The sequence below is a fragment of the Pseudomonas sp. xss_4 genome, from assembly GCF_043104125.1.
In the GTDB taxonomy this organism is placed as follows: domain Bacteria; phylum Pseudomonadota; class Gammaproteobacteria; order Pseudomonadales; family Pseudomonadaceae; genus Aquipseudomonas; species Aquipseudomonas parafulva_B.
Genome location: NZ_JBICKJ010000081.1, coordinates 1 through 12,785, shown reverse-complemented (window position 1 = coordinate 12,785; position 12,785 = coordinate 1). Strand labels below are relative to the sequence as shown.

Below are 12,785 nucleotides of genomic sequence, written 5' to 3'. Positions count from 1 at the left end.
AGACATCATTCGAAGCCCATGGCTCAGGAGTTGCTGCAATGCTCAATGCCGAACAACGTGCGATCATCAAGGCCACCGTTCCATTGCTGGAAACCGGCGGCGAGACACTGACCACTCATTTCTACCAAATGATGCTCAGCGAGTACCCCGAGGTACGTCCACTGTTCAACCAGGCGCACCAGGCCAGCGGTGACCAGCCGCGTGCCTTGGCCAATGGCGTGCTGATGTATGCCCGTCACATCGACCAGCTCGAACAGTTGGGCGGTCTGGTGGGCCAGATCATCAACAAGCATGTGGCGTTGCAGATCCTGCCCGAGCATTACCCGATCGTTGGCCGCTGCTTGTTGCGGGCCATCGAGGAAGTATTGGGCAAGGACATTGCCACGACCGAGGTGATCAACGCCTGGGGCGCAGCCTATGGCCAGTTGGCAGACATTCTCATCAATGCTGAAGAAAGCCTATACAAGCAAAAAGAAGAGGCCGACGGCGGATGGCGAGGGACCCGCGAGTTCCGACTGGCGCGGCGAGTGGTGGAAAGCCGCGAAATCGTCTCTTTCTACTTCACCCCAGTGGACGGCAAGCCGGTGCTCAAGGCCGAACCTGGGCAGTACATCGGGCTGAGGCTGATGATCGATGGTGTAGAGCATCGTCGCAACTATTCGCTTTCCGCGTTGTGCGACGGTGGTGAATATCGGATCAGCGTCAAACGCGAATCGGGTGGCACGGTCTCCAACTACCTGCATGACCAACTGATGGTAGGTGACACCCTCCAATTGTTCCCACCAGCCGGTGATTTCACACTGGCCGCCAGTGATAAGCCGTTGGTGCTAATCAGCGGGGGCGTGGGCATCACGCCTACCCTGGCCATGCTAGAAGCGGCCTTGCCGACCGGGCGGCCGGTGCACTTCATTCACTGCGCGCGCAACGGGCAGGTGCATGCGTTTCGCGAGTGGCTCGACACCCAGGCAGCTCAGCACCCGCAACTCAGGCGTTTCTACTGCTACGCCGAAGCGGATGATGCAGCCCACGCCAATGCCGTGGGCTTGCTGGACCAGCATCTGCTGGGCGAGTGGCTCCCTCGTGAACGCGACGTGGACGTCTACTTCCTCGGGCCGAAGCCCTTCATGGCCGCGGTCAAACGTCAGCTTCTGGCCCTGGGCGTACCCGAGCGGCAGACCCGCTACGAGTTCTTCGGGCCGGCCGCGGCGCTGGTGTAAGCGTTTTAACGCCTAGTGACTATATATAAAGAAGCGTAACGGCTACGCGATGGTCGGCCGTCATCAGGGGCTGCAAAGCAGCCCCTCGCCGTGCTCACGAAATCCGTCAGGGCAATGCTTGAGTCCTGCGTTAATCCTGCATTAACCCAGCTGCCATTCACTCCTGCTGAACGAGAAGCAGGCGGCAACTGCGGCCTGTCCGGTAGCTTCACTTTTTTGCTGCCCCTCGTTGAACCGTCCTGCCAACGCCCGGTCAGAGCCACACCCCATTGTCGCCTGGAATATGTATCCATGAAGGCGAAGCGCCCAGGCAACCGGCGTCTGTGTAGAATTGCGCCAGGCTGGCGGACTACGCTGCGACTATCCATCCAAGGAACCGGCAATGAATGATCAAACATCGCGCCTGAATCGGGAACGGCGCTTTCTGGTACTGTTGGGCCTGATCTGCGTTTCGCTGATCGGTGGCGCCCTTTACATGCAGGTGGTGCTGGGCGAGGCGCCATGCCCGTTGTGCATTCTTCAGCGCTATGCGCTCCTGTGCATCGCCGTCTTCGCATTCCTGGCCGCAGCCATGCCCGGGCGACGCAGCCTGACCTTCTTCGAGGCACTGGTCGTGGTCAGCGCCATTGGCGGAATCATTGCAGCCGGCAACCATGTGTATATACTCGCCAACCCCATGGTCAGTTGTGGCATCGATACGCTGCAGCCCATCGTCGATGACTTGCCCTTGGCCAAGGTCTGGCCGCTGGCGTTTCAGGTGGACGGTTTCTGCAGCACGCCTTACCCACCGGTGCTGGGCCTTTCACTGGCGCAATGGGCGTTGATCGCCTTCGTCCTGACGGCGTTGCTGGTGCCACTTGGCATCTACCGCAACCGTCGCCGTCCTTAGACAAAAGTCCCTGAATACGACAAGGTTTTCGCGGGCTTCATCGAGGTACGAAAACCCCTGGTAAATTGATCCAGATCAAGCTGTAGCCCTTGCTGGATGCGGGTTGCAGGGCTATAGCCAGGGGTGCGACAAAGTGTCGCGAAGTTGAATTTTTCGGCGCTATTGTTACAGAACCTGTAAAGGACTGTTGCTCAATAAGTCATAGTCAAGGGTTGGCGACCTATCTACAATCGCCCCCAATTTCCGTTCGGCACTGCTTGCAAGTCGCAGGATTGAAGGAAGCCCCAGCGCTCCTTTTTGCTGACTTCGTCAAGTTTCGCCCAACGGCGATACCGGGCGGACCCCCCTCCGCGTTTTCCGCACCAAATGGAATTGGTCTGCTATACAGGCCTTTGCCTACGAAACCAAAAGCACCGCTAACTCGCTTGAAGCCAAGGTCCTGCAGTCGGGCCCAGGCAGGAGCGGGTACGGGCGCGCAATGCCTCACTTGGTTGGACGAAGTGTTGGCTATCAAACACCAATTGCATTGAAGCAAGCTGATCTAGAGGTCGTGAGATGAGTAAAAAGCGTTACCCCAGACTGTTTGGCATATTGCCCTTTTTAGGCATGCTTTTACTCAGTGGGTGCAACTGGACCCTGCTCGACCCGAAGGGACAGGTCGGCATTGAGCAAAAGAACCTGATCCTGATCGCAATCGGCCTGATGCTGCTGGTCGTCGTGCCAGTCATCATCATGACCGTGGTGTTCGCCTGGAAGTATCGCGCTTCCAACAAGGCAGCCACCTACACCCCGGACTGGTCGCACTCGACCAAGATCGAGGCTGCGGTGTGGATCATCCCGATCCTGATCATCATCGTGCTGGGTTACGTGACCTACAAGTCCACCCACAAGCTCGACCCGTACCGTCCTCTGGATTCCGACGTGAAGCCCGTGCAGATCGACGTCGTCGCGCTAGACTGGAAGTGGCTGTTCATCTACCCGGAACAAGGTATCGCCACGGTCAACAAGATCGTCTTCCCGGCCAATACCCCGGTCAACTTCCGCGTCACTTCCGACGCCGTGATGAACTCGTTCTTCATCCCGGGCCTGGGTGGCCAGATCTATGCCATGGCGGGCATGACCACCAAGCTGCACCTGATCGCCAACGAAAACGGCGTGTTTGACGGTATCAGCGCCAACTACAGCGGTGCTGGCTTCACCGGCATGAAATTCAAGGCTACTGCCACGTCCCAGGAAGACTTCGAGAAGTGGGTCGCCGAAGTCAAGCAGTCGCCGAAGAAGCTGGACAAGGCCGAATACGAAGCCTTGGCCAAACCAAGCGAAAACAACCCAGTCACGCTGTATAGCGAGGCCTCGCCTGACCAGTTCCAGCTGATCGTCGACAAGTACGAAGGCATGAACCGCGGTCGTTCGAGCCACGAAGAAGCTGGCAGCAAAGACCTGGCCACTACCAAGGGTGTGGAATCGAGTATGCAACCAGCTGCCGGTGCAGAGGAGTAAGAGATGTTCGGTAAATTAAGCCTGGAGGCGATACCCTATCACGAGCCGATAGTCATGGTGACACTCGCCATAATCGCGCTCGGTGGTATCGCTGTCGTTGGTGCAATCACCTACTTCCGCAAGTGGTCCTACTTGTGGACCGAGTGGTTGACGACCGTCGACCACAAGAAAATCGGGGTGATGTACATCATCGTCGCGATGGTCATGCTGCTGCGCGGCTTTGCCGACGCCATCATGATGCGGACCCAGCTGGCTGTTGCCACCGGTGGTTCCGAAGGCTACCTGCCTCCTGAACACTATGACCAGATCTTCACCGCCCACGGTGTGATCATGATCATCTTCATGGCGATGCCATTCTTCACCGGCCTGATGAACCTTGCGGTTCCTCTGCAGATCGGTGCACGTGACGTGGCCTTCCCGTTCCTGAACTCCCTGAGCTTCTACCTGCTGCTGGCAGGCGTGCTGCTGGTGAACATCTCGCTGGGCGTTGGTGAATTCGCCAAGACCGGTTGGGTTGCCTATCCGCCGCTCGCGGGCATTCAGTACAGTCCGGGCGTGGGTGTCGACTACTACATCTGGGCGCTACAGCTCTCAGGATTGGGTACGACACTGACAGGCGTGAACTTCCTCGTCACCGTGATGAAGATGCGCGCACCTGGCATGAAGCTGATGGACATGCCTATCTTCACCTGGACCTGCACCTGGGCAAACGTCCTGATCGTGGCTTCGTTCCCGATCCTGACCGCTGCACTGGCACTGCTGACCGTTGACCGTTATCTGGACTTCCATATCTTCACCAACGAGCTTGGTGGGAACCCGATGATGTACGTCAACCTGTTCTGGGCGTGGGGTCACCCTGAGGTTTACATCCTGATCCTGCCGGCCTTCGGCGTGTTCTCGGAAGTCACCTCCACCTTCGCCGGCAAGCGTCTGTTCGGCCACCACGCGATGATCTACGCATCGGGTGCGATCGCTGTTCTGGGCTTTGCGGTTTGGCTGCACCACTTCTTCACCATGGGTGCCGGCGCCAGCGTCAACACCTTCTTCGGCCTGGCGACGATGCTGATCTCCATCCCGACGGGTGTGAAGCTGTTCAACTGGCTGTTCACCATCTACCAGGGCCGTCTGCGCTTCACCGCGCCGATCCTCTGGACCCTGGGCTTCATGATAACCTTCTCCATCGGTGGCATGACCGGCGTTCTGCTGGCTGTACCGGGTGCTGACTTCGTGCTGCACAACAGCCTGTTCGTGATCGCCCACTTCCATAACGTGATCATCGGTGGTGCGGTATTCGGCTATATCGCCGGCTTCGCCTACTGGTTCCCGAAAGCCTTCGGTTTCACCCTGAACGAGAAGTGGGGCAAGGCTGCCTTCTGGTTCTGGATCTCGGGCTTCTACGTGGCGTTCATGCCGCTGTACGCACTGGGCTTCATGGGTATGACCCGTCGTCTGAACCACTCGGACAACCCACTGTGGGAACCCTACCTGTACGTTGCCGTGGTTGGTGCCGTGCTGATCCTGTTCGGTATCGCCTGCCAGCTGATCCAGCTGTTCGTATCGGTTCGCGATCGTCACCAGAACCTGGACGTGACCGGCGACCCATGGGGCGGCCGTACCCTGGAATGGTCGACTTCCTCGCCACCTCCGTTCTACAACTTCGCCCACATGCCTGAGAAGGTTGGCCTGGATGCCTGGCACGAAGCCAAGGAAGCCGGTGTTGCCTACAAGGTGCCGGGCAAGTACGAAGCGATCCACATGCCGAGCAATACCTCTACCGGTTTGTTCATGGGTCTGTTCCTGACCATCTTCGGCTTCGCTTTCATCTGGCACATCTGGTGGCTGGTCGGCGCAAGCCTGGTTGCAACCATCGCTGTCTTCGTTCGCCACGCTGCGCGTGACGACCAGGGCTACATGGTTCCGGCCGAAGAAGTGGCGCGCATCGAAGGCGAGCGCATGAAAGCGTTGGCCAATGCAGGTGCTCTGCCTGCCGGCGCACGTGTCGAATCGTTTGAGCGGGTGTAATCAATGTCCAGTCAAGTAATGCACGGTGCTCATGGTCACGACCATGGGCACGACGATCACCACCACGACTCGGGCCAGATGACCGTACTGGGCTTCTGGCTGTACCTGATGACCGACTGCATCCTGTTTGCGTCGCTCTTCGCTACCTACGCGGTGCTGTCCGGCAGTTTTGCCGGCGGCCCGTCGGGTCATGACATCTTCCAGCTCGATTTCGTAGCTGTTGAAACGCTGTTCCTGCTGCTGTCCTCGATCACCTTCGGCTTCGCCATGCTGAAGATGTTCGCCGGTAACAAGGCAGGCGTCCTGGGCTGGTTGGCTGTGACCTTCCTGTTCGGTGCAGGCTTCATCGCGATGGAAATCTACGAGTTCCATCACCTGATCGGCGAAGGCTTCGGCCCGAACCGCAGTGGCTTCCTGTCGGGCTTCTTCGCCCTGGTAGGCACCCACGGTCTGCACGTGACGGCTGGTCTGATCTGGATGGCAATCATGATGTACCAGATCAACAAGCACGGCATCACGCCGACCGCCAAGACCCGCATGAGCTGCCTGAGCCTGTTCTGGCACTTCCTGGACGTGGTCTGGATCTGCGTATTCACCGTCGTCTACCTGCTGGGGGTTCTGTAATGGCTAACGCACACGACACTCATCACGAAGGCAGCCACGGCAGCGTCAAGTCGTACATGATCGGTTTCGTCCTGTCGATCATCCTGACCGCGATCCCGTTCGGCCTGGTGATGTTCCCAAGCCTGCCGAAGAACCTGACCGTTCTGGTCGTTGTGGCCATGGCCGTGATCCAGGTGGTGGTACACCTGGTGTACTTCCTGCACATGGACCGCTCGAAAGGGCAACGCAACAACGTATCGACGTTCCTGTTCACCGTCATGGTGATCGCGCTGCTGGTTGGCCTGTCGCTGTGGATCATGTTCAGCATCCACGCCGAAATGCTGGCCAAGTGAGGTAAGACTGCATGTCCGTTAAGCACTTTATCCAAATCACCAAACCGGGGATCATTTTCGGTAACGTGCTTTCCGTGGCAGGCGGTTTCTTCCTTGCCGCGAAGGGCCATGTGGACTTCGCCCTGCTGCTGGCAGTGGTCGTTGGTACTTCCCTGGTGGTGGCGTCCGGTTGTGCATTCAACAACTGCATCGACCGCGACATCGACCAGAAAATGGAGCGCACCAAGAACCGCGTGATGGTACAGGGTGGCATGTCACTGCCCCTCGCGCTGATCTATGCCACCCTGCTTGGGGTGGCGGGTTTCAGCTTGCTCTACGTCCAGGCCAACCCCTTGTCCGCGTACTGCGCACTGATCGGCTTCGTGGTCTATGTGGGCTTCTACAGCCTGTGGCTCAAGCGTAAATCGGTGCACGGCACCTTGGTCGGCAGCCTGTCCGGTGCCATGCCGCCTGTCATTGGCTATTGCGCTGTCAGCAATAACTTCGACCTGGCGGCTGTGACCCTGCTGGTGATGTTCAGCCTTTGGCAGATGCCGCACAGCTTTGCCATCGCCATCTTCCGCTTCAAGGACTACAGTGCCGCAAACATTCCGGTATTGCCGGTGGCGCGCGGCATCCTGGCTGCAAAAAAACAGATCGTGCTGTATGTGCTGGCATTCGTGCTTGCGACCTTGATGCTCACCCTCGGCGGTTACGCCGGCCTCGGCTACATGGCCGTGGCAGCTGCCATGGGCCTTTACTGGCTGTACATGGCATGGGGTGGCTACAAGGCCGAAGATGACAGCAAGTGGGCACGCAAAGTGTTTGGCTTTTCCATCCTTACCGTCATGGCCTTGAGCCTGATGATGGGTGTGGACAGCCAGACGGCTGCTGACGTGCTGATGACCTACGCACGCTGAAACCACGCCTGCTTCACGAAAACCCCGGCCTGTGTGCCGGGTTTTTTTTTGCCTATGCGGGGCCTGTCGCTGGTAAGTCAGGTGACGTGCCCGGTACACAAGTTTTCGTTTTTGGCTTACCAGCATGCGGTTATCCGTGTTCAGCTGGCAAAAAATGCACCTGAATAAATCCAAAAAAACAGTAAATTACCCTTTACAAGCCGTCTCTATCGGCATTATCTTCTGAATCAGGCCGCCCCATGCGGCCAGCGTCGCTCGGACGGTTCCGGGCGCTTACGTTTTCAGAGGAAACCATGGCTAATCCAAGTTTGCCGCGCCGCTTTGCGCGCATCGATCGTCTCCCGCCCTACGTCTTCAACATCACTGCCGAGCTCAAGATGGCTGCCCGCCGCCGTGGCGAGGACATCATCGACCTGAGCATGGGTAACCCCGATGGCGCCACGCCGCCGCATATCGTCGAGAAGCTGGTGCAGGTCGCTCAGCGCGAGGATACCCATGGCTATTCCACATCCCGCGGCATCCCACGCCTGCGTCGCGCCATCTCGAACTGGTACAAGGAGCGCTACGAGGTCGACATAGACCCTGAAGAAGAGGCTATCGTCACCATTGGCTCGAAAGAGGGCCTGGCACACCTGATGCTGGCCACCCTGGATCAAGGCGATACGGTACTGGTGCCCAACCCCAGCTACCCAATTCATATCTACGGCGCTGTGATCGCCGGAGCCCAGGTGCGTTCTGTTCCGCTTGTGCCGGGCGTGGACTTCTTCAACGAGCTTGAGCGGGCCATTCGCGAGTCCATCCCCAAGCCCAAGATGATGATTCTCGGCTTCCCGTCCAACCCGACCGCCCAGTGCGTGGAGCTGGACTTCTTCGAGCGCGTGGTGGCATTGGCCAAGCAATATGGCGTGCTGGTGGTGCACGACCTGGCGTATGCCGACATCGTGTACGACGGCTGGAAAGCGCCGTCTATCATGCAGGTGCCTGGCGCCAAGGACATTGCGGTGGAGTTCTTCACCTTGTCTAAAAGCTACAACATGGCCGGCTGGCGGATCGGCTTCATGGTCGGTAACCCCGAACTGGTCAACGCCCTGGCGCGCATCAAGAGTTACCACGATTACGGTACTTTCACGCCTTTGCAGGTGGCTGCCATCGCAGCGCTGGAAGGGGATCAGCAGTGCGTACGGGATATTGCCGAGCAGTACCGTCAGCGTCGCAATTTGCTGGTCAAGGGCTTGCACGAGTTGGGCTGGATGGTCGAGAACCCCAAGGCGTCCATGTACGTCTGGGCCAAGATCCCGCCTGAGTATGCACACCTGGGTTCGCTCGAGTTTTCCAAGAAACTCCTCGCCGAGGCCAAGGTGTGTGTTTCGCCAGGTATCGGCTTTGGCGACTATGGTGACGACCATGTGCGGTTTGCCTTGATCGAGAACCAGGATCGGATTCGTCAGGCCATTCGCGGTATCCGCCAGATGTTCCGGGCTGACGGGCTGGCGCGCAAGTAACCTTTGACGGCCTGCCGTTGGAATTTCCGGCGGCAGGTGCGCAGCGCCCGACGGCAGGACAGGCTTCCGTATGTCCCCTATCGTGCTAACTGACTACCTTCGGCACTCATTTCTCGCACGATGACAGTGACATGAGTGTTTTTACCGCCTATTTCTGTGGGACAGGTTCCCATCGCTTCGACGACACCAACACCAATTTCTGGAATGGCGAACTGGTTTCGACCCTGGCCAGCCATGACCAGGGCCGCGAGTTTGCCCACTGGGTCGCTGTCGACGGTCCGGGCAGCGGCAATCTTCAGGACGACAGCCTTTTCGTCGATCCCGGGGGTTATTACAACTGGACAGGGCAGTTGTTTGGCCGCGGCTGGGAAGAAAACGTCAGCCATGTGCTTCAGATCATCAAAGGCGAAAGCCGCTGGCAGCGCACCAAACTGAGCGAGGCCGAATATAGGCGGCTTAAAGATGCCGGCGTCCCTGTGCCGGAAGTGGCTTCGACCGCTTCGTGGTTCTGGAGGACCTATGACTACGGTGATCGCCAACCCACGCCGCAGGCATTACAGGAACGCATCATTCATCTGTTTCGTAAGCCGCTTGTGCCTACACAGGTCAACCTGGTCGGCTGGAGTCGCGGCGGCATCAGCTGCCACATGCTGGCCAATGCCATGGCCAAGGACCCGGAGCTGTGCGATGTCCCGGTCAATATTTTTACCATTGACCCGGTTCCAGGCATTGGCAATGTGCAGCCAGAGCGCGTGATGCTGTCGGCCAATGTGCGTGAGTACGTAGGGTTCTACTCCCGTGACGAACGTTCCAAAGGGTTCGCCTGTGTGGTGCCAGACGTGCAACCCGGTACGCGGATAGGCGTGTTTCCCATGCCGGGTCGGCACGCGACGCTGGTGGGGAACGCGTCGGTAGACGGTGCTGGCAGCGGCCAAGTGCTGGTCGAGCCGGGCCTGGTGGTCAGGCACTACGCCGAAGTGTGCCTCAGGCGCTGGGGTGTCGAATTGGCCAAGTGCCTGGACTTGAGTGAGGAACAAGTGATGGGCTATCACAAGGCAATGGCGGACTGTGAAGACCAGTACCAAGCAATGCGTCGCAAGTCCTACACCGTCGTGACCGAAGGTAGCCGTGACGACAGGCTGTTACATCAAGGCACCCGGCAAACGACCTTCAGCCATGTCCGCGGCGATCCCTATTGCCCAGCTGCAGGTCTTGGCCTGACGCAGTGCGATGGGGATACCTATAAAGCGTTGCGCTAACTTGACCCGAGGGGGAAGAGGGTGTCTGGTGACAGTCAATCGCCTGCAGTTATTTTTTTCTGCCCCTCTATTCAATCACCCCCGCTTGGCCCGAGAATGGCTGCTCGGGCCAGCCCCGATCTCAACCACCTTCCTTCCGTGCAATCATGTCCGAATATAACCCTTGCCTTGACTGCGGCGCTTGCTGCGGGTATTTCCGTGTGTCCTTCTTCTGGGGTGAATGCCAGTCCTCCGGCGGTGTGGTGCCTGACGATCTGGTGGTGCAGGTGAGTCCGTCTCGGGTGGCCATGATTGGCACCGACGCCAAGCCCTGCCGTTGTACCAGCCTGCAGGGCGAGGTGGGGCAAGGCGTTGCCTGCGCCATCTACGCCAACCGTTCCAGCACCTGCCGCGAGTTCGAGGCGTCGTGGGAAGGGGGCGTCCACAACCCACGCTGTGATACCGCCCGGGCTGCCTACGGTCTACCGCCATTGACTCCGCCTGGGGCCAATGAGCCCCATTGGCCCGATGATGGGGCTGAGGTCGCCTAAGTCGGCATGTAGAGGTTCGCTTATTAGCGTCCTAACTGTCGACTTTGCACCGCCGTGGAGTTTTGCAATGCCTGAAGGCCGCGCATGACGCTAAACTGTCATCTTACCCAGCAATGGACAGGTGAGCCGGCGTGACCCCACCCCGAAGTTTCCCGAGTGATCTGTGTCTCGATAGCCCGCGCCTTTACCTGCGCCCCATGCGCCACGCAGATGCGGCAATGTGGTTGGCGATCATGGCCGACCCGGAAGTCATGCGGTACTGGCACCACGCGCCCTGGCAGAGTCTGGCTGAAGCCCAGAGCGCACTGGCAGCTGACCGTGAGGCGTATGCCAATGGAGAGCAACTCAAGCTTGGGATGTATCGCCGGGACAACGGCGAGCTGATTGGCATGGTTCAACTGTTCAACATCGACGACACCTCCCGGCGAGGTGAGATCGGCTATTGCCTGGCCAGCGCCGTGCAGGGAAGGGGGTATATGGATGAAGCATTGACGTGCTTTATCGACTACATCGCCAACACCCTGCACATGCGCCGCCTGGAAGGCGAGATCGACCCTCGCAACCAAGGCTCGGCGCGTACGTTGGAGCGCCAGGGGTTTGTGTTGGAGGGCACCCTGCGGGCGCGCTGGTGCGTAGGCGGTGAGCTATCCGACTCGGGCATCTACGGGCTGCTGCTCGAACCGCCGGTGGCTTGAAAGACTGCGAACACCCAGTTTGGAAGCGGGGGATGACATGGGTTATGGTCATCCCCTGTACCGTCCTCCCAGGTGTCCTTTGCCCGCTTTTTATCTCAGTATCACGCTCCTGCTGTACTTGGTCGCTCTGTGCTTCGATGGCGCCTCGATGAGCGATGGCCACCACATGCCCGCCCTGCAGATGTTGCTGTACGGGCCTTGGGGGGTACCCTTCGGGCTGAACCAGTGGTTCGCCAATCCGTTGCTCGCCCTGGCCATTCTGGCGCATCGGCGCTTTCGCCGCTTGGCCCTGCTGCTAGGGCTTTGTGCTCTGTATCTGGCGGCAACCAGTTTGGGTATCGACCGCCTGCCGGACAATCAGAGTTATGAGTTTCACGACCTGACAGGTTTGGCGGCAGGGTTCTATGTGTGGGTGGCAGCCATGCTGGTATTTTGCCTTGGTCAGGGCTGGTACTGTTTGAAAGCGCGCCAGGCCGCTGATATGCCTGGGTGGAATTGGGCGGACGTTACCCTGATTGCGGCATTGGCGGTGACGTTGTATGCCGCCACGCAGATGCCGTCGTTGCGCTTCGAGCCGAGCAGGGTATTGATGCCGCCGGAGCAGCCTCAGACGCTTTGACACTCAAGGAGAGTTTGCATGATCAAGCACTACCTGGCGGGGCTGGCATTGGCGTGCTGCACGACGCTGGCGATCGCCGCCGAACCTTCTCCAGCCTATACCCGCTGTATGGAGGGTGCCTCCAGTACCCTGGCCATGGGTGAATGCCTCAAGGCTGAGACGCAGGTACAGGATCAACGCCTGAACCGCGTCTACAAGCAGCTGATGGGTAAACTGGCGGCGGATCAGCAAAAGAGCCTGCGTGATGTGCAGCGCAAATGGCTGGTCTATCGGGATGGCAACTGCCAGTTTCACCGCAAGGCCAGCGGCGGCACCATGGCGCAGCTGGAGGGCGGGACCTGCCTGATGGACATGAACCGAGAGCGGGCGGCGGAGCTTGAGCGGATTATGGAACCGTAGCGGTGATGAGTTCTAAACTTGCCACGGTATATGTCTTCTGTAGGATAAAACGTGCAGCGGCTCCAAGCGTTGAGGCAGTGCGCTAATGACTGGGGCCGCTGCGCGGCCCATCGCGGCGCAAGGCCGCTAATACATAGAACTGTTAGTATTCAAAGGATTTGCAAGCGTCAACTCATCTATTGAATTTATATATTGCAGTTGCAGTTGCAGTTGCTGTTGCTTCTAATCGCGCGGTAGCTCAGGCGCCGCAGATCGCGACTTCAGGAGGCCGAGCGCAGGGCTTGCGGAGGGAGGTGAC

Annotated in this window: 13 protein-coding genes; all 13 read left to right on the top strand. The window is 58.8% G+C overall.

From position 1 onward, the window contains the following. Window positions 1-38 precede the first annotated feature (38 nt). Window positions 39-1,217: an NO-inducible flavohemoprotein gene (hmpA, locus tag ACF8GB_RS17380; RefSeq protein WP_392527386.1), complete on the top strand. Its 1,179-nt coding sequence runs from the start codon at window positions 39-41 to the stop codon at window positions 1,215-1,217. A gap of 382 nt (window positions 1,218-1,599) precedes the next feature. Next, window positions 1,600-2,106 (top strand): disulfide bond formation protein B, encoded by a 507-nt coding sequence (locus ACF8GB_RS17375; RefSeq protein WP_058639705.1) that lies wholly within the window; start codon window positions 1,600-1,602, stop codon window positions 2,104-2,106. Window positions 2,107-2,661: 555 nt separating this feature from the next. After that, on the top strand, window positions 2,662-3,606 hold the full coding sequence (gene cyoA, locus ACF8GB_RS17370) for a ubiquinol oxidase subunit II (protein WP_058606012.1): 945 nt from the start codon (window positions 2,662-2,664) through the stop codon (window positions 3,604-3,606). A 3-nt stretch (window positions 3,607-3,609) separates the two neighbouring features. Then, window positions 3,610-5,628: a cytochrome o ubiquinol oxidase subunit I gene (cyoB, locus tag ACF8GB_RS17365; protein ID WP_058639706.1), complete on the top strand. Its 2,019-nt coding sequence runs from the start codon at window positions 3,610-3,612 to the stop codon at window positions 5,626-5,628. Window positions 5,629-5,631: 3 nt separating this feature from the next. Continuing rightward, window positions 5,632-6,252, top strand: coding sequence for a cytochrome o ubiquinol oxidase subunit III (gene cyoC, locus ACF8GB_RS17360; RefSeq protein ID WP_058606014.1), 621 nt, complete (start codon window positions 5,632-5,634; stop codon window positions 6,250-6,252). Then, on the top strand, window positions 6,252-6,584 hold the full coding sequence (cyoD, locus tag ACF8GB_RS17355) for a cytochrome o ubiquinol oxidase subunit IV (RefSeq protein WP_058606015.1): 333 nt from the start codon (window positions 6,252-6,254) through the stop codon (window positions 6,582-6,584). Before cyoC ends, cyoD begins: the two co-directional genes overlap by 1 nt. An 11-nt stretch (window positions 6,585-6,595) precedes the next feature. Continuing rightward, on the top strand, window positions 6,596-7,483 hold the full coding sequence (cyoE, locus tag ACF8GB_RS17350; RefSeq protein WP_058606016.1) for a heme o synthase: 888 nt from the start codon (window positions 6,596-6,598) through the stop codon (window positions 7,481-7,483). Between the two features lie 293 nt (window positions 7,484-7,776). Beyond that, entirely contained in the window at window positions 7,777-8,985 is a 1,209-nt protein-coding gene (alaC, locus tag ACF8GB_RS17345; protein ID WP_058639707.1) for an alanine transaminase, read from the top strand. 131 nt (window positions 8,986-9,116) lie between these two features. Then, window positions 9,117-10,244, top strand: coding sequence for a hypothetical protein (locus ACF8GB_RS17340; RefSeq protein WP_058639708.1), 1,128 nt, complete (start codon window positions 9,117-9,119; stop codon window positions 10,242-10,244). Window positions 10,245-10,390: 146 nt separating this feature from the next. Next, window positions 10,391-10,774, top strand: a complete 384-nt coding sequence (locus ACF8GB_RS17335; RefSeq protein ID WP_058606019.1) for a YkgJ family cysteine cluster protein — start codon at window positions 10,391-10,393, stop codon at window positions 10,772-10,774. Between the two features lie 131 nt (window positions 10,775-10,905). Beyond that, window positions 10,906-11,469, top strand: a complete 564-nt coding sequence (locus ACF8GB_RS17330) for a GNAT family N-acetyltransferase (RefSeq protein ID WP_058639709.1) — start codon at window positions 10,906-10,908, stop codon at window positions 11,467-11,469. 79 nt (window positions 11,470-11,548) lie between these two features. After that, window positions 11,549-12,088: a hypothetical protein gene (locus ACF8GB_RS17325; protein WP_058639710.1), complete on the top strand. Its 540-nt coding sequence runs from the start codon at window positions 11,549-11,551 to the stop codon at window positions 12,086-12,088. A gap of 18 nt (window positions 12,089-12,106) precedes the next feature. Next, on the top strand, window positions 12,107-12,487 hold the full coding sequence (locus tag ACF8GB_RS17320) for a lysozyme inhibitor LprI family protein (protein WP_392527362.1): 381 nt from the start codon (window positions 12,107-12,109) through the stop codon (window positions 12,485-12,487). Window positions 12,488-12,785: the final 298 nt, after the last annotated feature.